The sequence below is a fragment of the Pseudomonas sp. GV105 genome (genome assembly GCF_003058185.1).
Taxonomy (GTDB): Bacteria; Pseudomonadota; Gammaproteobacteria; order Pseudomonadales; family Pseudomonadaceae; genus Aquipseudomonas; species Aquipseudomonas veronii.
Map to the genome: position 1 here is coordinate 1 of NZ_QBUF01000024.1, position 19528 is coordinate 19528.

Annotated in this window: 21 protein-coding genes and 1 pseudogene; 15 read left to right on the top strand and 7 right to left on the bottom strand. The window is 61.4% G+C overall.

Annotated features, from left to right (window positions below):
• Positions 1-109 precede the first annotated feature (109 nt).
• Both rpmG and rpmB read right to left on the bottom strand, forming a co-directional pair.
• Positions 110-265, bottom strand: a complete 156-nt coding sequence (gene rpmG, locus C8K66_RS29670) for a 50S ribosomal protein L33 (RefSeq protein ID WP_003176906.1) — start codon at positions 263-265, stop codon at positions 110-112.
• Between the two features lie 11 nt (positions 266-276).
• Positions 277-510, bottom strand: coding sequence for a 50S ribosomal protein L28 (gene rpmB, locus C8K66_RS29675; RefSeq protein ID WP_003176907.1), 234 nt, complete (start codon positions 508-510; stop codon positions 277-279).
• Between the two features lie 458 nt (positions 511-968).
• Between rpmB and C8K66_RS29680 the strand changes: the two genes are divergently transcribed.
• Positions 969-2561, top strand: a complete 1593-nt coding sequence (locus C8K66_RS29680; RefSeq protein ID WP_108526672.1) for an ABC transporter substrate-binding protein — start codon at positions 969-971, stop codon at positions 2559-2561.
• Between the two features lie 59 nt (positions 2562-2620).
• Here C8K66_RS29680 and radC read toward each other — a convergent pair whose 3' ends face one another.
• Positions 2621-3295 (bottom strand): DNA repair protein RadC, encoded by a 675-nt coding sequence (gene radC, locus C8K66_RS29685; protein ID WP_017846051.1) that lies wholly within the window; start codon positions 3293-3295, stop codon positions 2621-2623.
• 143 nt (positions 3296-3438) lie between these two features.
• On the opposite strand from radC, the gene coaBC reads away from it, so the two are divergent.
• The 4 genes and pseudogenes from coaBC to argB all read left to right on the top strand — a co-directional run bounded on the left by coaBC (position 3439) and on the right by argB (position 7703).
• Entirely contained in the window at positions 3439-4647 is a 1209-nt protein-coding gene (gene coaBC / locus C8K66_RS29690; RefSeq protein ID WP_017846052.1) for a bifunctional phosphopantothenoylcysteine decarboxylase/phosphopantothenate--cysteine ligase CoaBC, read from the top strand.
• Positions 4648-4652: 5 nt separating this feature from the next.
• The gene (gene dut, locus C8K66_RS29695; protein ID WP_017846053.1) at positions 4653-5108 is read left to right on the top strand and encodes a dUTP diphosphatase; all 456 of its coding nucleotides are present in this window, start codon (positions 4653-4655) and stop codon (positions 5106-5108) included.
• 242 nt (positions 5109-5350) lie between these two features.
• Positions 5351-6775 (top strand): annotated as a pseudogene (locus tag C8K66_RS29705) (phosphomannomutase/phosphoglucomutase); the annotation flags it as partial.
• Between the two features lie 22 nt (positions 6776-6797).
• Positions 6798-7703, top strand: a complete 906-nt coding sequence (gene argB / locus C8K66_RS29710) for an acetylglutamate kinase (protein ID WP_017846055.1) — start codon at positions 6798-6800, stop codon at positions 7701-7703.
• A gap of 148 nt (positions 7704-7851) precedes the next feature.
• Here argB and pyrE read toward each other — a convergent pair whose 3' ends face one another.
• Positions 7852-8499 carry an orotate phosphoribosyltransferase gene (pyrE, locus tag C8K66_RS29715; protein ID WP_017846056.1) on the bottom strand — a complete coding sequence of 216 codons (648 nt, stop codon included), beginning with the start codon at positions 8497-8499 and terminating at the stop codon, positions 7852-7854.
• Positions 8500-8581: 82 nt separating this feature from the next.
• Between pyrE and C8K66_RS29720 the strand changes: the two genes are divergently transcribed.
• On the top strand, positions 8582-9361 hold the full coding sequence (locus C8K66_RS29720) for an exodeoxyribonuclease III (RefSeq protein ID WP_003195493.1): 780 nt from the start codon (positions 8582-8584) through the stop codon (positions 9359-9361).
• Positions 9362-9421: 60 nt separating this feature from the next.
• Here C8K66_RS29720 and C8K66_RS29725 read toward each other — a convergent pair whose 3' ends face one another.
• Both C8K66_RS29725 and rph read right to left on the bottom strand, forming a co-directional pair.
• Complete coding sequence (locus C8K66_RS29725) at positions 9422-9790, bottom strand: DUF4870 domain-containing protein (RefSeq protein ID WP_017846057.1); 369 nt, start codon at positions 9788-9790, stop codon at positions 9422-9424.
• A 22-nt stretch (positions 9791-9812) separates the two neighbouring features.
• A complete protein-coding gene (rph, locus tag C8K66_RS29730; protein ID WP_046381645.1) occupies positions 9813-10535 on the bottom strand; it encodes a ribonuclease PH in 723 nt (240 codons plus the stop codon).
• Positions 10536-10764: 229 nt separating this feature from the next.
• On the opposite strand from rph, the gene C8K66_RS29735 reads away from it, so the two are divergent.
• The 6 genes from C8K66_RS29735 to C8K66_RS29760 all read left to right on the top strand — a co-directional run bounded on the left by C8K66_RS29735 (position 10765) and on the right by C8K66_RS29760 (position 16061).
• Entirely contained in the window at positions 10765-11628 is an 864-nt protein-coding gene (locus tag C8K66_RS29735; protein ID WP_017846058.1) for a YicC/YloC family endoribonuclease, read from the top strand.
• Between the two features lie 10 nt (positions 11629-11638).
• The gene (gene gmk, locus C8K66_RS29740) at positions 11639-12259 is read left to right on the top strand and encodes a guanylate kinase (RefSeq protein WP_017846059.1); all 621 of its coding nucleotides are present in this window, start codon (positions 11639-11641) and stop codon (positions 12257-12259) included.
• 167 nt (positions 12260-12426) lie between these two features.
• Positions 12427-12690, top strand: a complete 264-nt coding sequence (gene rpoZ, locus C8K66_RS29745) for a DNA-directed RNA polymerase subunit omega (RefSeq protein WP_003176920.1) — start codon at positions 12427-12429, stop codon at positions 12688-12690.
• Between the two features lie 60 nt (positions 12691-12750).
• A complete protein-coding gene (gene spoT, locus C8K66_RS29750; protein ID WP_017846060.1) occupies positions 12751-14856 on the top strand; it encodes a bifunctional GTP diphosphokinase/guanosine-3',5'-bis pyrophosphate 3'-pyrophosphohydrolase in 2106 nt (701 codons plus the stop codon).
• 24 nt (positions 14857-14880) lie between these two features.
• Positions 14881-15261 (top strand): RidA family protein, encoded by a 381-nt coding sequence (locus tag C8K66_RS29755; RefSeq protein ID WP_003176922.1) that lies wholly within the window; start codon positions 14881-14883, stop codon positions 15259-15261.
• Positions 15262-15317: 56 nt separating this feature from the next.
• Positions 15318-16061: a hypothetical protein gene (locus C8K66_RS29760; RefSeq protein WP_017846061.1), complete on the top strand. Its 744-nt coding sequence runs from the start codon at positions 15318-15320 to the stop codon at positions 16059-16061.
• Positions 16062-16189: 128 nt separating this feature from the next.
• On the opposite strand, the gene C8K66_RS29765 is transcribed toward C8K66_RS29760, so the two are convergent.
• Positions 16190-17041 (bottom strand): SDR family oxidoreductase, encoded by an 852-nt coding sequence (locus C8K66_RS29765; protein WP_046381644.1) that lies wholly within the window; start codon positions 17039-17041, stop codon positions 16190-16192.
• Positions 17042-17230: 189 nt separating this feature from the next.
• Between C8K66_RS29765 and exbB the strand changes: the two genes are divergently transcribed.
• The 3 genes from exbB to C8K66_RS29780 are packed head-to-tail and all read left to right on the top strand — an operon-like array spanning position 17231 to position 19380.
• On the top strand, positions 17231-18202 hold the full coding sequence (gene exbB, locus C8K66_RS29770; protein WP_046381643.1) for a tonB-system energizer ExbB: 972 nt from the start codon (positions 17231-17233) through the stop codon (positions 18200-18202).
• 6 nt (positions 18203-18208) lie between these two features.
• Positions 18209-18634 carry a TonB system transport protein ExbD gene (gene exbD / locus C8K66_RS29775; protein WP_017846064.1) on the top strand — a complete coding sequence of 142 codons (426 nt, stop codon included), beginning with the start codon at positions 18209-18211 and terminating at the stop codon, positions 18632-18634.
• On the top strand, positions 18631-19380 hold the full coding sequence (locus C8K66_RS29780) for an energy transducer TonB (protein WP_017846065.1): 750 nt from the start codon (positions 18631-18633) through the stop codon (positions 19378-19380). The genes exbD and C8K66_RS29780 overlap by 4 nt, the downstream gene beginning before the upstream one ends.
• Positions 19381-19528 lie beyond the last annotated feature (148 nt).

Below are 19528 nucleotides of genomic sequence, written 5' to 3' on the forward strand. Positions count from 1 at the left end.
GCGACCGCATTTCTCCCTGAAATACAAAACGCCCGATGCGGTGCACCGGGCGTTTTGAGACTGAAATAGGTGTAAACCTATTTCAGGACTAGACAAGGAAGAAAATCAATTACTTGATTTTGCCTTCTTTGTAGATCACGTGCTTGCGAACGCGCGGGTCGAACATTTTCTTTTCGAGCTTGTCCGGGGTAGTACGCTTGTTCTTGTCGGTAGTGTAGAAGTGACCAGTACCGGCGCTAGAGATCATTCGAATCAATTCACGCATGATAGAGCTCCTTAGATCTTGCCAGCGGCGCGGATTTCGGCCAGCACGACAGTGATGCCACGCTTGTCGATAATGCGCATGCCTTTGGCAGATACGCGCAGACGCACAAAACGTTTCTCTTCTTCAACCCAGAAGCGGTGATGCTGCAGGTTCGGCAGGAAACGACGACGGGTTTTGTTATTTGCGTGGGAAATGTTATTCCCAGTCACCGGACCCTTACCGGTAACTTGACAGACTCTCGACATGCCTCAGCCCTCTAAAACCACATGCCCAACCCGGCATGGGTTGGCCGCTTAATCTCTCAGTCATTTGGCGCCAGGCGCCGCGTTTCTTTAGGGTCTTACCGGCTACACCTACAAGCGAAGGAACCGGGCCCCTAGAAAAGAGCGCTGCTTTATACCAGAAAGACCCAAGTGCAACAACAGCCCGTGTGTTTTTACCGGCGTAAATCTCGGCGACAGATGGCCGAACCGTTGCCAGGAGGGGCCGCTGCAATAGCCGACCGCTCGTCGCACAGAATGATTTACAACGCCCGCAAGTACCAAAAAGTACAAGGCGAAACGCGCTGAGGCGCCATCAAAACAGCATTTGAGCCAAAAGCACAGGCAAAAATGGACTAGTCATTTATCAATCAGACCACTACGGTAGGACTTTTCCAGACTGCACTCGCAGATGGGCCTTCGATCTGCACAGGAAACCGAACATGCGCCTCGCTGCCCTACCGCTTTTGCTAGCCCCTCTGTTTATCGCGCCGCAGGCCTTGGCGGCCACCAATCTGAGCGTGTGTACCGAAGCCAGTCCCGAAGGGTTTGACGTAGTGCAGTACAACTCGCTGACCACCACCAACGCCTCGGCCGACGTGCTGATGAACAGCCTGGTGAACTATGACGCAGCCAGCGGCAAGCTGGTGCCAAGCCTGGCGGACAGTTGGGAAGTGTCGCCGGACGGCCTGACCTACACCTTCCAGTTGCACCCCAACGTAAAATTCCACCGCACCGACTATTTCACCCCGAGCCGCACCCTGACCGCCGAGGATGTCCGCTTCAGCTTCGAGCGCATGCTCGATCCGGCCAACCCATGGCACAAGATCGCCCAGAGCGGCTTCCCCCATGCCCAGTCGCTGCAATTGCCCGCACTGATCAAGAAGATCGACGCCCTTGACCCGCTGACCGTGCGCTTCACCCTCGATCACCCCGACTCGACCTTCCTCGCCGCGTTGAGCATGGGTTTTGCCTCGATCTACCCGGCCGAGTACGCCGACAAGCTGCTCAAGGCCGGCACCCCGGAGAAGCTCAACAGCCAGCCCATCGGCACCGGCCCGTTCATTTTCACGCGGTTCCAGAAAGATGCCGTGGTGCGCTACAAAGCCAACCCGGACTATTTCGCCGGCAAACCGGCTGTGGATAACTTGATCTTCGCCATCACCCCGGATGCGAACGTGCGCCTGCAGAAACTGCACCGCGACGAATGCCAGATCGCACTGTCGCCCAAACCCCTGGATGTGGGCGAAGCCGAGAAAGATCCCGCACTCAAAATAGAAAAAACCGCAGCATTCATGACTGCATTCGTCGCGATCAACAGCCAGCACCCGCCGCTGGACAAGCCCGAAGTGCGCCAGGCGATCAACCTGGCCTTCGACAAGGACAGCTACCTCAAAGCCGTGTTCGAAGGCACCGCCGAAGCCGCCAACGGCCCCTACCCGCCCAACACCTGGAGCTATGCCAAGGAGTTGCCGGGTTATCCACAGGACATCACCAAGGCCAAGCTGCTGCTGGAGCGCGCCGGGCTCAAGGACGGCTTCAAGACCACGATCTGGACACGCCCCACCGGCAGCCTGCTGAACCCCAACCCCAACCTCGGCGCGCAACTGCTGCAGGCGGACCTGGCCGAGATCGGCATCCAGGCCGAGATCCGCGTCATCGAATGGGGCGAGCTGATCCGCCGCGCCAAGGCCGGCGAACACGACCTGCTGTTCATGGGTTGGGCCGGCGACAACGGCGACCCGGATAACTTCCTGACTCCGCAGTTCTCCTGCGCGGCAGTGAAATCCGGCACCAACTTCGCCCGCTATTGCGACCCGGCCCTGGACAAGCTCATCAGCGCCGGCAAGACCACCAGCGAGCAAGGGGTGCGCAGCAAGCTGTATCAACAGGCCCAGGCGCAGATCCAACAGCAGGCCCTGTGGCTGCCGCTGGCGCACCCGATGGCGTTCGCCCTGACCCGCAAGAATGTCGAGGGGTACCAGGTGAGCCCGTTTGGGCGGCAGGACTTTTCGAAAGTCAGCGTCAAGCCCTGAGCTGCAAGCTGCAAGCCCCCTTGAGGCTTGCAGCTGCAACCTTGCAACTGCTGCCCCTCCTACATCCACCCGTATTCCGCCATCGACAATGGATCACCATCGCCCACGATGATGTGATCCAGCACCCGCACATCCACCACCTCCAAGGCTTTTTGCAGGATTTTGGTCAATTTCCGATCAGCCGCACTCGGCTCCACGCTCCCCGAGGGATGGTTGTGGCACAGGATCAACGCCGCCGCGTTATACGCCAGGGCGCGCTTGACCACTTGCCGCGGGTAAACCACGGTGGCGTCGATGGTGCCCTGGAACAACGCCTCGAACCCCAGCACCCGATGCTTTGAATCGAGAAACAGGCAGCCGAAAATCTCGTGAGGCTCATGGCGCAACAGCGCCTTGAGGTAGTCACGCACAGCGACCGGGCTTTCCAGCACCGAGTCACTGCGCAATTGTTCGGCCAAGTGGCGCCGGGACATTTCCAGTACCGCCTGCAGTTGGGCAAACTTCGCCGGCCCCAGCCCCAACTGCTGGCTGAACAGCACCTGGCTGGCCTCCAGCAGCGGGCGCAAGCCACCGAACTGCGCCAACAGATGCCGCGCCAGGTCCACCGCGCTCCGCCCGGCCACACCGGTGCGCAGGAAGATAGCCAACAGTTCGGCGTCGGACAGCGTTGCGGCCCCCCATTCCAAAAGCTTCTCCCGCGGCCGCTCGGCCACCGGCCAATCACGAATACTCATCCCGCCTCCCTGTGCATGTGCGCCGCTGTTGCCTGGCGGACGCTGTGTTATCGTAGGCCCTCTTTTTTGCATGCGATTTCACCTGGGGAGGGGGCATCGCAGGCGTCACTGAACTGGCTTCACTGAACTGGAAAGGCAAACCAATGCAGCGTCTGTATCGGAAACGCATCGTTCTCGGCGTCGGCGGCGGCATTGCCGCCTACAAGAGCGCAGAGCTGGTTCGCAGGCTTCTCGACCAGGGCGCCGAAGTGCGCGTGGTCATGACCCGCGGCGGCAGCGAGTTCATCACCCCGCTGACCATGCAGGCCTTGTCCGGCCACCCGGTTCACCTGGACCTGCTGGATCCGGCCGCCGAAGCCGCCATGGGCCATATCGAACTGGCCAAATGGGCCGACCTGGTGCTGATCGCCCCGGCCACCGCCGACCTGATCGCCCGCCTGGCGCAAGGCATCGCCGATGACTTGCTGACAACGCTGGTCCTGGCCACCGACGCCACTGTCGCCATCGCCCCGGCCATGAACCAGGCCATGTGGCGCGACCCGGCCACCCAAGCCAATACGCAGCTCCTGCAAAGCCGTGGCCTCAAGGTGTTCGGCCCGGCCTCCGGCAGCCAGGCCTGCGGCGACGTCGGCATGGGCCGCATGCTCGAAGCCACCGACCTGGCACTGTGCGCCGCCGAGTGCTTCCAGCACCTGGCCCTGACTGGCAAGCACGTGTTGATCACCGCCGGCCCGACCCAGGAAAACATCGACCCGGTGCGCTACATCACCAACCATAGCTCAGGAAAAATGGGCTTTGCCCTGGCTGAAGCGGCGGTCGAGGCAGGCGCGCGCGTGACCCTCATCACCGGCCCGGTGCATTTGCCAACGCCCGATCGTGTCACCCGGATCGACGTGGTCAGCGCCCGGGACATGTTGGCGGCCTGTGAGGCGGCCATTCCCTGCGACCTGTTTATCGCCTCGGCAGCGGTTGCGGATTACCGCCCGGAAGTCGTCGCCCCGCAAAAGCTCAAGAAAGACCCTACCAGCGGCGACGGCCTGCTCCTGCAAATGGTGCGTAACCCGGACATCCTGGCCACCATCGCCAGCCGCCCGGACCGTCCGTTCAGCGTCGGTTTCGCCGCCGAGACCGAGCACCTGCTGGACTACGCCGCACGTAAATTGAAAGACAAAAACCTCGACCTGATCGTTGCCAATGATGTCGCCAACCCAAGCATCGGCTTCAACAGTGAGGAAAACGCCTGCAGCGTGATCGATCGCGACCTGCACGCCACCCTTTTCGCCCAGACCAGCAAGGGCAAGATTGCCCGCCAACTGATCTCTTTTATCGCCCAACGGCTGAACCAGGTTTAATTTACATGCACGCTTTGCAAGCCAAGATCCTCGACCCCCGCATCGGCACCGACTTCCCCCTGCCGGCCTATGCCACACCGGGCTCCGCCGGCCTGGACCTGCGCGCCATGCTCAAGGAAGACACCGTCCTCGAGCCGGGCCAGACCCTGCTGATTCCGACCGGCCTGTCGATCTATGTCGGCGACCCGGGCCTGGCGGCGCTGATTCTGCCGCGCTCGGGCCTCGGCCATAAGCACGGCATCGTGCTGGGCAACCTGGTCGGCCTGATCGACTCGGACTACCAGGGCGAGCTGATGGTGTCGTGCTGGAACCGCGGCCAGACCGCCTTCAACATCGTCGTCGGCGAGCGCATCGCGCAGCTGGTGCTGGTGCCGGTGGTGCAGGCGCACTTCGAACTGGTACAGGAATTCGACGCAACCCAACGTGGCGCAGGCGGTTTTGGGCATTCCGGCAGTCACTGACCACACCAAACCGGGGCGGACGCTACCGTCTGACCCGGTTAGATGCCACCGCATGGCCTTTCAGGATGAAGAATGCGCGGACCTGACGAGCGACATTTTCCAAGTAAAATCAATGCATTACGCAAACATAAGCGCGGAGCGGATGCTCCGATGGCCTTTTTGCACCACGAACTCTGCACCGAAAACGCCGTCATACCCTTCAGTTTAAGCCTGCCGGTCAGCCACATTAAGGCCAGCCTTGTCTCTTTCAGATGGAGTTTCCCCCCGCGATGAGTACCGCCGCCCGAGTAGCCCCGACCTTCCCCGACAGCATCTTCCGCGCCTATGACATCCGTGGCGTTGTGCCCAAGACCCTGACCGCCGAAACTGCCTACTGGATTGGCCGCGCCATCGGCGCCCAAAGCCTGGCCCAGGACGAACCGAACGTTTCGGTCGGCCGTGACGGTCGCCTGTCCGGTCCCGAGCTGGTGGAGCAATTGATCCAGGGCCTGGCCGACAGCGGTTGCCATGTCAGCGACGTCGGCCTGGTGCCGACCCCGGCGCTGTACTACGCCGCCAACGTGCTGGCCGGCAAATCCGGGGTGATGCTCACCGGCAGCCACAACCCGTCGGACTACAACGGCTTCAAGATCGTCATCGCCGGCGACACCCTGGCCAACGAACAGATCCAGGCCCTGCACACACGCCTGAAAACCAACGACCTGACCAGCGGCAAAGGCAGCATCACCAAGGTCGACATTCTTCAGCGCTACTCCGACGAAATCACCGGCGACGTCAAACTCGCGCGCCGCCTGAAAGTGGTGGTGGACTGCGGCAACGGCGCGGCCGGCGTGATCGCCCCGCAACTGCTCGAAGCCCTGAACTGCGAAGTGGTGCCGTTGTTCTGCGACGTCGACGGCAACTTCCCCAACCACCATCCAGACCCGGGCAAGCCTGAAAACCTGGTGGACCTGATCGCCAAGGTCAAGGAAACCGGGGCCGACGTCGGCCTGGCCTTTGACGGCGACGGTGACCGCGTGGGCGTGGTGACCAACACCGGCGAAAACGTGTTCGCCGACCGCCTGCTGATGCTGTTCGCCCGTGATGTGGTGGCGCGCAACCCGAATGCCGAAATCATCTTCGACGTAAAATGCACCCGTCGCCTGACGCCGCTGATCAAGGAATATGGCGGTCGCCCGCTGATGTGGAAGACCGGTCACTCGTTGATCAAAAAGAAAATGAAGGAAACCGGCGCGCTGCTGGCCGGCGAAATGAGCGGCCACGTGTTCTTCAAGGAGCGTTGGTTCGGGTTTGACGACGGCATTTACAGCGCCGCTCGTCTGCTGGAGATCCTCAGCAAGGAAAAATCCACGGCGCAGGAGCTGTTTCAGACCTTCCCGAATGATATTTCTACGCCAGAGATCAATATCCATGTGACCGAAGAGAGCAAATTCAGCATCATTGACGCATTGCACGATGCGCAATGGGGCGAAGGCGCCAACCTGACCTCCATTGATGGTGTGCGAGTCGATTACGCCAAAGGCTGGGGCCTGGTTCGCGCGTCCAACACCACACCGGTGCTGGTGCTGCGTTTCGAGGCGGATACCGAGGCTGAGTTGCAGCGCATCAAGGACGTGTTCCACGTCCAGTTGAAACGTGTTGCCCCTGATCTCCAATTACCGTTCTGATTTTTTTGCACCGGAGCCCTGAATGACCCTCGAACGCGAAGCCGCTGCCAACACCGCCAAGGTCCTGTCCGAAGCGTTGCCCTACATTCGACGCTACGTCGGCAAGACGCTGGTGATCAAATACGGCGGCAATGCCATGGAAAGCGACGAGCTGAAAACCGGCTTTGCCCGCGATATCGTGTTGATGAAAGCCGTGGGGATCAACCCGGTGGTGGTCCACGGCGGCGGCCCGCAGATCGGCGACCTGCTCAAGCGCCTGTCGATCGAAAGCCACTTCATCGATGGCATGCGAGTCACTGACGCGCAGACCATGGACGTGGTGGAGATGGTCCTCGGCGGCCAGGTGAACAAAGACATCGTCAACCTGATCAACCGCCACGGCGGCAGCGCGATTGGCCTGACCGGCAAGGACGCGGAGCTGATCCGCGCGAAAAAACTGACCGTAACCCGTCAGACGCCGGAAATGACCCAGCCGGAAATCATCGACATCGGCCAGGTGGGCGAAGTGATCGGTATCAACACCGACTTGCTGAACCTGCTGGTCAAAGGTGATTTCATCCCGGTCATCGCGCCGATCGGCGTGGGCGCCAACGGCGAGTCCTACAACATCAACGCCGACCTGGTTGCCGGCAAAGTGGCTGAAGCGCTGAAGGCTGAAAAGCTGATGCTGCTGACCAACATCGCCGGCCTGATGGACAAGCAAGGCAAGGTGCTGACCGGCCTGACCACCCAACAAGTGGACGAGCTGATCGCCGACGGCACCATCTACGGCGGCATGCTGCCGAAGATCCGTTGTGCGCTGGAAGCGGTACAGGGCGGCGTCGGCAGCTCGCTGATCCTTGACGGCCGCGTGCCAAATGCGATTCTGCTGGAAATCTTCACCGACACCGGTGTGGGTACGCTGATCAGCAACCGCAAGCGTCCTTAAACACAAAAAGCCCCACTCCCTGTAGGAGCGAGCTTGCTCGCGAAAAACGTAAAGGCGCCGCGTTCATCCAGAATAAACGCGTCATCGTTGGCGTTCTTCGCGAGCAAGCTCGCTCCTACAGGGAGTGGGGCTTTTTGTTGTGCGGCGTTTACTGGACGCCGAACTGCTCGCGGTACGCCCGTACTGCCGGCAAGTGCTGCTTGAGCTGCGGATCATCTTCCAGGAACTGCAACACCTGGTTCAACGACACGATACTCACCACCGGGATGCCGAAATCGCGTTCCACTTCCTGGATCGCCGACAACTCACCATTGCCACGCTCCTGACGGTTCAAGGCGATCAGCACGCCTGCGGCCTTGGCACCCTCCTGGGAGGCGATGATCTGCATCACTTCACGGATGGCGGTGCCGGCGGTGATCACGTCGTCGATGATCAGCACGTTGCCGGTGAGCGGTGCGCCCACCAGGCTGCCGCCTTCGCCATGGGCCTTGGCTTCCTTGCGGTTGAAGCACCACGGCAGATCGCGCCCATGGTGTTCGGCCAACGCCACGGCCGTCGCGGCGGCCAGGGGGATGCCCTTGTAGGCCGGACCGAACAGAACGTCGAAGGAAATACCGCTTTCAACGATGGCAGCCGCGTAGAAACGCCCCAGCTGAGCCAGGGCCGAACCCGAGTTGAACAAGCCGGCATTGAAGAAATACGGGCTGGTGCGCCCGGACTTGAGGGTGAACTCACCGAAGCGCAAAACCCCGCGATCGATGGCAAAACGAATGAAATCGCGTTGATACGCCTGCATGAAAAAAGCCTCAGATACCACGGATTTAGCTAATTAGGTAGACGGCGTGTATCATACACGCACGCGATTTTTGGGGCCATTTATGCGGATCATCAGTGTGAACGTTAATGGTATTCAGGCTGCAGTCGAGCGTGGTTTGCTCAGTTGGCTGCAAGCCCAGAATGCCGACGTCATCTGCCTGCAGGACACCCGCGCCTCCGCCTTTGAACTGGACGATCCAGCCTTCCAACTGGATGGCTACTTCCTTTATGCCTGCGATGCCGAAGTGCCCACCCAAGGTGGCGTGGCTTTGTACTCGCGGTTGCAACCCAAGGCGGTCATCAGCGGCCTCGGCTTCGAGACAGCCGACCGCTACGGGCGCTACCTGCAAGCCGATTTCGACAAGGTCAGCATCGCGACCTTGCTGCTTCCTTCGGGGCAGAACGGCGATGAAGACTTGAACCAGAAGTTCAAGCTAATGGACGACTTCGCCCGTTATCTGGATAAACAGCGACGCAAACGTCGCGAGTACATTTATTGTGGCTCGCTGTACGTGGCGCAACAGAAGCTGGATATCAAGAACTGGCGCGACAGCCAGCAATCCCCGGGCTTCCTGGCGCCGGAACGGGCCTGGATGGACGAGATTGTCGGCAACATGGGCTATGTCGATGCCCTGCGCGAAGTCAGCCGCGAAGGCGACCAGTACAGCTGGTGGCCAGACAACGAACAGGCTGAGATGCTCAACCTGGGCTGGCGTTTCGACTACCAGCTGCTGACCCCGGGCCTGCGTCGCTTTGTGCGCAGCGCACGCCTGCCACGCCAGCCGCGCTTCTCGCAGCACGCGCCGCTGATCGTGGACTACGACTGGACACTGACCATCTGAGGTCTTTGCCCAGGCACAAAAAAAACCGACATCGCTGTCGGTTTTTTTGTGCGCGCCTGGTTACTTGATCAGCCGCCAGGTCCATGGGTAGCGGTAGGCCGTGCCGTTGTTGGCCTTGATCCCGCCAATGATCGTCAGCACCAGCGCCGCGACCACCAGGATCAACATCAACAGGAAGCCGATCACCACGAACCCCAGCACCATGCAGACCAGCCAGGCAATGGCCACGGTGATCTGAAAATTCAGGGCTTCCTTGCCCTGATCATCGATCAGCGGGTCCATGTCCTTCTTGATCTGCCACAGGATCAGCGGCCCCAACAGGCTGCCGAAAGGGAACACCAGGCCCAGAAACGCCGCGAAGTGACACAACATCGCCCATTGGCGGACTTCCTTGGACGGTGCCGGAACCGGCAATTGACTGTCACTCATGGCGTTTCTCCTTGAAGCCGGTTCAGTCGGCCAGCGCGGCGTTCTGCAGCTCGAAAATCTCGGTCATGCCTTTCTGCGCCAGCGCCAGCATGGCATTCAGCTCAGACGGCTGGAATGGCGCACCTTCGGCGGTGCCCTGCACTTCGATGAAACCACCGGTGCTGGTCATCACCACGTTCAGGTCGGTCTCGGCGGCCGAGTCTTCCAGGTAATCCAGGTCCAGCACTGGCTCGCCCTGGTACATACCCACCGACACAGCGGCGATCATCTGCTTGAGCGGGTCGCCGGCTTTCAGGCCGCCACGCTTCTTGATCACTTTCAACGCGTCGACCAGCGCAACCATGGCACCGGTGATGGAGGCAGTGCGCGTGCCGCCGTCGGCCTGGATCACGTCGCAGTCGACGTACAGGGTCACGTCGCCCAGCTTGGACATGTCCAGGGCAGCACGCAGCGAACGGCCGATCAGGCGCTGGATTTCCAGGGTGCGGCCGCCTTGCTTGCCACGGCTGGCTTCACGCTGGTTACGCTCGCCAGTGGCGCGCGGCAGCATGCCGTATTCGGCGGTCAACCAACCCTGGCCCTGGCCCTTGAGGAAACGCGGCACGCCGTTTTCGACGCTGACGGTGCAGATCACCTTGGTATCGCCAAACTCGACCAGTACAGATCCCTCGGCGTGTTTGGTGTAGTTGCGGGTGATGCGGATCGAGCGGAGCTGATCGGCAGCGCGACCACTTGGACGTTTCATAGGGGATACCTGTACGGAGGACGAAAAACTGCCGAGCATTATAGAGCCGCGAGCCGATTCGGGGCACGTCTAAAAAATTCGGTTACGAATCGTCGACTGGCGGTGCTTTGTCAGTGCCAGGGTTTGGGGCCAATCGTCCCACTGCGCTACACTCCTGCGCCTTCGCAGCCTGTCGGCTTCAATTTACCCATCAGCCCGCCATCGCGGGACTGCAACGCGAGGTACCTCCATGGTGCACAGCATGACCGCCTTCGCCCGCGTCGAAAAAGCCGGCGCGCAAGGCACCCTGAGCTGGGAACTGCGCTCGGTCAACAGCCGCTACCTGGAGCCGCACCTGCGCCTGCCGGAATCGTTCCGCGACCTCGAAGGCGCGGTACGTGAAGCGCTGCGCCAGGGCATTTCCCGCGGCAAGCTGGAATGCACCCTGCGCTTTACCGAGGAAACCACCGGCAAACCGCTGCAGGTCGACCGCGAGCGCGCCGCGCAACTGGTCGCCGCCGCCGAAACCATCGCCGGCCTGATCAAGCAGCCGGCCGCGCTGAACCCGCTGGAGGTGCTGGCCTGGCCCGGCGTGCTGGTGGCCGACGCCAGCGACCCGCAAGCCCTCAACGCCGAAGCCCTCGCCTTGTTCACCCAGGGTTTAAAGGAACTCAAGGCCGGCCGCGAGCGCGAAGGCGCCGAGCTGGCCCGCCTGATCAGCGAGCGCCTGAGCGCGATCGAAGCCGACGTGGTCACCTTGCGCGAGCTGGTGCCGCAGATGCTCGCGACCCAGCGCCAGAAGGTCCTCGACCGCTTCGCCGACATGAAGGCCGACCTCGATCCGGTACGCCTGGAGCAGGAAATGGTCCTGTTGGCGCAGAAGAGCGACGTCGCCGAAGAGCTCGATCGCCTGAGCACCCACATCCTTGAAGTACGCCGCGTGCTCAAGTCCGGCGGCGCCGCCGGTCGGCGCCTGGATTTCCTGATGCAGGAACTCAACCGCGAAGCCAATACACTGGGCTCCAAGGCGTTCGATCCGCGCAGCACCACGGCGGCGGTCAACCTCAAAGTGTTGATCGAGCAAATGCGCGAACAAGTACAGAATATTGAGTAAGGCAACTTCCATGACCCACAGCACCGGCACCCTTTACATCATTTCCGCCCCCTCGGGCGCGGGCAAGAGCAGCCTGGTCAAGGCCCTGACCGACGCTGACGAACAGATCCGCATCTCGGTGTCCCACACCACCCGCGCCATGCGCCCGGGCGAGGTGAACGGCGTTCACTATCACTTCGTCGAGCGCACCGAGTTCGTCAAGATGATCGAGCACGGCGCCTTCCTTGAGCGCGCCGAAGTGTTCGGCAACCTCTACGGCACCTCGCAAAGCCACCTGCAACAGACCCTGGACGAAGGCCACGACCTGATCCTGGAAATCGACTGGCAGGGCGCCGAGCAAGTGCGCCAGCTGATGCCCAAGGCGCGGTCGATCTTCATCCTGCCGCCGTCCCTGGAAGCCTTGCACCAGCGCCTGACCAACCGCGGCCAGGACAGCGACGCGATCATCGAAGGCCGCATGCGTGAAGCCGTCAGCGAAATGAGCCACTACGTCGACTACGATTACCTGATCATCAATGACGATTTTGCCCACGCCCTGGACGATTTGAAGGCGATTTTCCGCGCCAATCAGCTCCAGCAAAAACGCCAACAACAGCGTTTCGGCAAGTTATTGGCCGAACTGCTCGGTTGATCAGCTCTTCCCAAAACCGCTGCGAGGGCCTTACATTGGCACTTGCAGCGGTTTTGCGAGAGCCTGGGAAAAATCAGCGCTTCCCTAAACGCTGGTGATTTTTTAAACTGTTTAGTCCGCTCGCCCAACCGGGCAGCGCGCATCTTGCATTCGCTCCGAGGAATACCATGGCCCGCGTAACCGTTGAAGACTGCCTAGAACACGTGGATAACCGCTTTGAGCTGGTCATGCTCTCTACCAAGCGTGCCCGTCAACTGGCCACTGGCGGCAAAGAGCCCCTGGTCCAGTGGGAAAACGACAAGCCTACCGTTGTCGCTCTGCGCGAAATCGCTGAAGGCCTGATGAGCTACGAGTTCATCGCCAACGCCGAGATCGTTGAAGACGAACCGCTGTTTGCAGCGTTCGAGGACGAGTCCAACGAGGCCGTCTAAGCCTATGCCTGGTCGACGTAGCACGGCGCGGTGTCAACGCACGCGGCAGGAGTCCATCCTTTGCCGAGCATAGACGCCCTCGCCGATCGCTTATCGACCTACCTCGGCCCAGACCAGGTCAACCTGGTCCGCCGAGCGTATTTCTACGCCGAACAAGCCCACGACGGCCAACGCCGCCGCAGCGGCGAGGCGTATGTCACCCATCCTCTTGCGGTGGCCAATATTCTCGCCGACATGCACATGGACCATCAGAGCCTGATGGCCGCGATGCTGCATGACGTGATCGAAGACACCGGCATCGCCAAGGAAGCGCTCAGCGCGCAATTTGGCGAAACCGTGGCCGAACTGGTCGATGGGGTCAGCAAACTGACCCAGATGAACTTCGAGACCAAGGCCGAAGCCCAGGCGGAAAACTTCCAGAAGATGGCGATGGCCATGGCCCGGGATATCCGTGTGATCCTGGTCAAGCTGGCCGACCGGCTGCACAACATGCGGACACTGGAAGTGCTGTCCGGCGAAAAACGCCGGCGCATCGCCAAGGAAACCCTGGAAATCTACGCGCCCATCGCCAACCGGCTGGGCATGCACGCCATTCGTATCGAATTCGAAGACCTCGGCTTCAAGGCCATGCACCCGATGCGTTCGGCGCGCATCTACCAGGCAGTCAAGCGCGCCCGGGGCAACCGCAAGGAAATCGTCAACAAGATCGAAGAGTCGCTGAGCCATTGCCTGGCGATCGACGAGATCGAGGGCGAGGTCAGCGGGCGGCAGAAGCACATCTACGGCATCTACAAGAAGATGCGCGGCAAGCGCCGGGCCTTCAACGAGATCATGGACGTGTATGCGTTCCGGATCATCGTCGACAAGGTCGACACCTGCTACCGCGTATTGGGCGCTGTACATAATTTGTACAAACCCCTGCCGGGCCGCTTCAAGGACTACATCGCCATTCCCAAGGCCAACGGCTATCAGTCGCTGCATACCACGCTGTTCGGTATGCATGGGGTGCCGATCGAGATCCAGATCCGCACCCGGGAAATGGAAGAGATGGCCAACAACGGCATCGCCGCCCATTGGCTGTACAAATCCAGCGGCGACGAGCAGCCCAAAGGCACCCACGCCCGCGCGCGCCAGTGGGTCAAAGGCGTGCTGGAAATGCAGCAACGTGCGGGCAACTCCCTGGAATTCATCGAGAGCGTGAAGATCGACCTGTTCCCGGACGAGGTCTACGTGTTCACGCCCAAGGGCCGGATCATGGAGTTGCCCAAAGGCTCCACGGCCGTCGACTTTGCCTACGCCGTACACACCGATGTCGGCAACAGCTGCATCGCTTGCCGCATCAACCGGCGCCTGGCCCCGCTGTCGGAACCGCTGCAAAGCGGCTCCACCGTGGAAATCGTCAGCGCACCGGGCGCCCGGCCGAACCCGGCGTGGCTCAACTTCGTGGTCACCGGCAAGGCGCGCACCCATATTCGCCACGCCCTGAAACTGCAACGCCGCTCCGAGTCCATCAGCCTGGGCGAACGTTTGCTGAACAAGGTGCTCAACGGCTTCGACAGCGCCCTCGAGAAAATCCCCGGCGAGCGCGTGCAAGCGATGCTCAGCGAGTATCGCCAGGAAACCATCGAAGACCTGCTGGAAGACATCGGCCTGGGCAACCGCATGGCCTATGTGGTCGCCCGTCGCCTGCTCGGCGAAGGCGAGCAATTGCCAAGCCCGGAAGGTCCGCTGGCGATTCGCGGCACCGAGGGCCTGGTGCTCAGCTACGCCAAGTGCTGCACGCCGATCCCGGGCGACCCGATTGTCGGGCACCTGTCGGCGGGCAAAGGCATGGTGGTCCACCTGGACAACTGCCGCAATATCAGCGAAATCCGCCACAACCCGGAAAAATGCATCCAGCTCTCGTGGGCCAAGGATGTCACCGGCGAATTCAACGTCGAGCTGCGGGTCGAGCTGGAGCACCAGCGCGGCCTGATCGCCCTGCTGGCCAGCAGCGTCAACGCGGCCGACGGCAATATCGAGAAAATCAGCATGGACGAGCGCGATGGTCGCATCAGCGTGGTCCAACTGGTGGTCAGCGTACACGACCGCGTACACCTGGCCCGCGTGATCAAGAAACTGCGCGCCTTGACCGGTGTGATCCGCATCACCCGCATGCGTGCATAGCCCACCTCTTACAAGGAGTCATTCATGACCAAGACTGTTATCACCAGCGACAAAGCCCCAGCCGCCATCGGCACCTACTCCCAGGCGATCAAGGCGGGCAACACCGTCTACATGTCCGGCCAGATCCCACTGGACCCAAAGACCATGGAACTGGTTGAAGGCTTCGAAGCACAAACCGTACAGGTCTTCGAAAACCTCAAGTCGGTCGCCGAAGCTGCCGGTGGTTCGTTCAAGGACATCGTCAAGCTGAACATCTTCCTCACCGACCTGAGCCACTTCGCCAAGGTCAACGAGATCATGGGCAAGTACTTCGAACAGCCTTACCCAGCCCGCGCCGCTATCGGCGTTGCTGCCCTGCCAAAGGGCGCACAGGTTGAGATGGACGCGATTCTGGTCATCGAGTAAAACACCCGGCGCAGCCTCCATAGGCTGCGCCGACTTCGTTTTAAAAGGATTTCATGATGCGCAAAGCGCTTGTAGCCTCTTCGTTGCTCGCCCTGTTGCTCGGCGGCTGTGCCAGCAACCCCGCCGACCTGGATGTGAGCGGCACCTGGATCAACCAGGTTGCCATCGACGCGGCAGCCAAGGGCGGCCCTTTGCGTGAAGCACTGCAGAGCTTTGGCCCGAACCTCGAGTGGGACGTCAACACCAAGGCCCTGCAGGCCCGCTACTACAACGGTTTTGAAGTAGCGGAAGGCAAGTTGCTCGGTGAGAAGCCCGGTGCCTGGAGCGTCGACTTCTACGGCAGCGCCGCCACCGATCTCAAGCGCAAAGGTCGGCAACTGCTGCAAGTGGCCAACGACAACGAGCCCGAACAGCTGTTTGCCCGCGCCAAGGAACCTGCACCGGAAGGCGCGCCATTGGGCGCCAACTTCGAGCGCGCGCTGTACGCCGCTTATATGGGCGGCGACTGGAAAATCGCCAACGGCAATGGCGAAGGCGCCACCGTGCAGTTCCAGGCCAACGGCCAAGTGGCCGGCCTGCCGGGTGCCGATCGATATTCGTTATGCCTGGCGGGTGATTGCGCCTCCATGAGCGGCGGCTACGACAGCATGTGGTTGCAGCGCAACGGCGTGGGCAATGCGTGGATCTTTGCACGCAAGGGCAAGCAGCTGGAAATCTTCCAGGCGATCAATACCTCGCAGGCCGACGAAGTGCCCTCGTTTACACCGGGGCCACGCCAGTGGCTGCTTGAAAAACAATAACCGTCATCCCACAGACCTGAATGTGGGAGGGGCGCTGCGACGATTCGACTTGCTCCCGATCGCGGTGCATCAGCCACTACAACCGTGGCTGACAAAGCAAACCCCCTCCCACCTTTTCTAACCGCGGCTCAGCCCTTCAGGATGGCCGCGTAGCCTTCGCGATAACTCGGATACGTCGGCACCCAGCCCAACGCCTTGGCCCGGGCGTTGCTGCATTGCTTGCTCCCGGCGCGGCGCACACTGGCGTCATCGGACCATTGCGTCACACCCAGGTACTCACGCAACCAGGCCACCACCTCGGCCAACGGCGCCGGTGCGTCATCGACACCGATATAGATCCGATCCAGCGAACCGCCCTGCTCCACATGCCGCAACAAAAACGCCAGCAGGCCAGCCGCATCATCGACGTGGATCCGGTTGCCATATAAAGGCGGATCGATCGCCACGCGATAACCCTGGCGCACCTGCGTCAGCAGCCACTCGCGGCCCGGCCCGTAAATCCCGGTCAAGCGCACGATGCTCGCCGCAATGCCGCTGTTCAGCGCGATTTGCTCGGCTTCCAGCATCACCTGCCCGGAATAGCCCTTTGCCTGGGTCTCGGACGTTTCGTCGACCCATTCGCCCTGCTGCTGCCCATACACACTGCTGCTGGACACAAACAGCAGATGCTTGGGCTCCTGGCCGTAATCCTTCAACCACTCCAACACATGCTGCAACCCTTGCACGTAAGCGGCGCGATAACCGGCTTCGTCGTGATCCGTCGCCGCCGCGCAATACACCAGGTAATCCACCCCGCCGATCGGCCAGGTGTCAGGGCAATCCTTATTGAACAGGTCACCGGCAATGCCGATCACGCCATCGGGCAGGCGCGAAATATCACGCCGCAGGCCATGAACCTCCCATTCCGAGGCGAGTAATTGGCTGGCCAGCCGACTCCCCACATCGCCACAACCGGCAATCACAACAGAAGGCGCAGACATCACAAAACTCCGTACTGAAAGGTCTAGATTAGCCGCCGCAGGAGACCAGCGGCCAGAAAAAGGACAAATAAAGTTACTGTATTACTTCTGTTAACAAGAATTACTTGCAATAATAACGACCCATTTGTCCTCGACCTCGCAGGGTCTGGAAGGACGATCACTCATTTTTTTCTCTCAGGTCCGGCCAGCATGACACGTAATACACACCCCGCTTCGCCAACCAAACTTCACAGTCCATCCCGCGCCTGGCGTGCGATTGCGGCGCTGCTGTTCAGCGTACTGCTGGCACCGACCGCCGCATTCGCTGATGCCACCGCGCCGGCGGCTCCTGCTGCCGCTGAACAAAATGCCACCGCCGCCCCTGCGGTGCCGGCCGCCACAGACCCAGCCCAGGCTGCAGCGCCGGCCACCGCCGACGAGCCCGGCGTAGTGCTGGAAGAAAACAACACCCTTGGCATGGCCCACGACCTGTCGCCATGGGGCATGTACCAAAACGCTGACGTGGTGGTGAAAGCCGTGATGATCGGCCTGGCCATCGCCTCGATCATCACTTGGACCATCTGGATCGCCAAAGGCTTCGAACTGCTGGGCGCCAAGCGCCGCCTGCGCAGCGAGATCGTCCACCTGAAAAAGGCCACCACCCTCAAGGAAGCCAGCGAAACGGCGACCAAGAAGGGCACCCTGGCCAATACGCTGGTACACGACGCGCTGGAAGAAATGCGCCTGTCGGCCAATACCCGCGAAAAAGAAGGCATCAAGGAGCGCGTGGCGTTCCGTCTCGAGCGCCTGGTAGCAGCCTGCGGTCGTAACATGAGCAACGGCACCGGCGTGCTGGCGACCATCGGTTCCACCGCGCCGTTCGTCGGTCTGTTCGGCACCGTGTGGGGCATCATGAACAGCTTCATCGGCATCGCCAAAACCCAGACCACCAACCTTGCCGTCGTCGCTCCCGGCATCGCCGAAGCCTTGCTGGCAACCGCCCTGGGCCTGGTTGCCGCGATTCCCGCGGTGGTGATCTACAACGTCTTCGCCCGTTCGATTGCCGGCTACAAGGCCCAGGTATCGGACGCGTCGGCAGAAGTCCTGCTGCTGGTCAGCCGCGACCTCGATCACCTGCCTTCCGAGCGCAGCTCGCAACCGCACATGGTGAAAGTGGGGTAATCGGCCATGGGCCTGCATTTGAATCAAGGCGACGACGAACTCGTCGAGAACCACGAAATCAACGTCACGCCGTTTATCGACGTGATGCTGGTGCTGCTGATCATCTTCATGGTGGCGGCCCCCTTGGCCACCGTGGATATCAAGGTCGACCTGCCCGCCTCCAGCGCCAAACCCGCGCCGCGGCCGGAGAAACCGATTTTCCTCAGCGTCAAGGCGGACCAGCGTCTGTTCCTGGGCGAAGAAGAAGTCAAAGCCGAAACCCTGGGGCCGGCGCTCGACGCCAAGACCCAAGGCAAGAAAGACACGACTATCTTCTTCCAGGCCGACAAAGGCGTGGACTACGGCGACCTGATGAGCGTGATGGATGCCCTGCGGGCAGCCGGCTACCTCAAGGTCGGCCTGGTCGGACTTGAGACGGCAGCCAAAAAATGATCACGACGCGCCACAAACTGACGCGTTATGGCACCAGCCTCGCCGTCGTGCTGGGCGTGCATGCCATCGCGATTGCCATCGCGCTCCACTGGTCGGCGCCGCGCACGGTCCAGCTGCCACCGGCGGCCATGGTCATCGACCTGGCGCCGATGCCCGCACCGCCGCCGCCGGCACCGCCCAAGGTGGTCACGCCGCCGCAGCCGCCCGCCCCAGTGGAAGAGCTGCCGCTGCCGAAACTGGCCGAGGCGCCCAAGCCGACGATCCAGGTGCCCAAGCCGGTCAAGCCCAAGCCGAAACCCCAGCCGCCCAAGCCGGAGGAGAAAAAGCCCGAGCCGCCCAAGGAGAAACCTTCCGAGACGCCACCAAGCGACACGCCGCCGACCAATACACCGGCGGAAAAATCGGCCCAGCCCGCACCGGGCCCGTCGCCGCAACAGGTCGCCGCCAAAGCCTCCTGGGAAGGCGCCCTGCTGGCGCACTTGCAGAAGTACAAAAAGTACCCGCAAAGCGCGCAGAACAGTGGCAAGGAAGGCATGAATCGCTTGCGCTTCGTGGTCGATGCCGAAGGCAATGTGCTGTCCTACGAGTTGGTGGGCCGCTCCGGCAACGCCGACCTGGACCGCGCCACCCTGGACATGATCCGTCGCGCCCAGCCATTGCCCAAGCCACCGGCCGACATGGTGAAAAGCGGCAGCATCGAGATCGTCGCGCCGTTCGTTTACAACATCGAGAAGCGTCGCCGCTAAAGGCACGCGCAGGGCTATGTGAGAGGGGGCTTGCTCCCGATGACGGTACATCAGTCGACACGTTCTCGACTGACCCATCGCCATCGGGAGCAAGCCCCTTCCCACATCGGGTTTTATCGCTTCAGCAAAATCTCGCACATTCCCCGCT

Coding starts and splice junctions, on each gene's coding strand:
- pyrE (WP_017846056.1), bottom strand. CDS start 8,499: ATGCAGGCGTATCAACGCGATTTCATTCGTTTTGCCATCGATCGCGGG.
- rph (WP_046381645.1), bottom strand. CDS start 10,535: ATGAAACGTCCAAGTGGTCGCGCTGCCGATCAGCTCCGCTCGATCCGC.
- C8K66_RS29735 (WP_017846058.1), top strand. CDS start 10,765: ATGGTGCACAGCATGACCGCCTTCGCCCGCGTCGAAAAAGCCGGCGCG.
- exbD (WP_017846064.1), top strand. CDS start 18,209: ATGGGCCTGCATTTGAATCAAGGCGACGACGAACTCGTCGAGAACCAC.
- exbB (WP_046381643.1), top strand. CDS start 17,231: ATGACACGTAATACACACCCCGCTTCGCCAACCAAACTTCACAGTCCA.
- C8K66_RS29755 (WP_003176922.1), top strand. CDS start 14,881: ATGACCAAGACTGTTATCACCAGCGACAAAGCCCCAGCCGCCATCGGC.
- C8K66_RS29760 (WP_017846061.1), top strand. CDS start 15,318: ATGCGCAAAGCGCTTGTAGCCTCTTCGTTGCTCGCCCTGTTGCTCGGC.
- C8K66_RS29780 (WP_017846065.1), top strand. CDS start 18,631: ATGATCACGACGCGCCACAAACTGACGCGTTATGGCACCAGCCTCGCC.
- C8K66_RS29680 (WP_108526672.1), top strand. CDS start 969: ATGCGCCTCGCTGCCCTACCGCTTTTGCTAGCCCCTCTGTTTATCGCG.
- C8K66_RS29725 (WP_017846057.1), bottom strand. CDS start 9,790: ATGAGTGACAGTCAATTGCCGGTTCCGGCACCGTCCAAGGAAGTCCGC.
- C8K66_RS29720 (WP_003195493.1), top strand. CDS start 8,582: ATGCGGATCATCAGTGTGAACGTTAATGGTATTCAGGCTGCAGTCGAG.
- argB (WP_017846055.1), top strand. CDS start 6,798: ATGACCCTCGAACGCGAAGCCGCTGCCAACACCGCCAAGGTCCTGTCC.
- dut (WP_017846053.1), top strand. CDS start 4,653: ATGCACGCTTTGCAAGCCAAGATCCTCGACCCCCGCATCGGCACCGAC.
- rpmB (WP_003176907.1), bottom strand. CDS start 510: ATGTCGAGAGTCTGTCAAGTTACCGGTAAGGGTCCGGTGACTGGGAAT.
- rpmG (WP_003176906.1), bottom strand. CDS start 265: ATGCGTGAATTGATTCGAATGATCTCTAGCGCCGGTACTGGTCACTTC.
- rpoZ (WP_003176920.1), top strand. CDS start 12,427: ATGGCCCGCGTAACCGTTGAAGACTGCCTAGAACACGTGGATAACCGC.
- coaBC (WP_017846052.1), top strand. CDS start 3,439: ATGCAGCGTCTGTATCGGAAACGCATCGTTCTCGGCGTCGGCGGCGGC.
- gmk (WP_017846059.1), top strand. CDS start 11,639: ATGACCCACAGCACCGGCACCCTTTACATCATTTCCGCCCCCTCGGGC.
- radC (WP_017846051.1), bottom strand. CDS start 3,295: ATGAGTATTCGTGATTGGCCGGTGGCCGAGCGGCCGCGGGAGAAGCTT.
- C8K66_RS29765 (WP_046381644.1), bottom strand. CDS start 17,041: ATGTCTGCGCCTTCTGTTGTGATTGCCGGTTGTGGCGATGTGGGGAGT.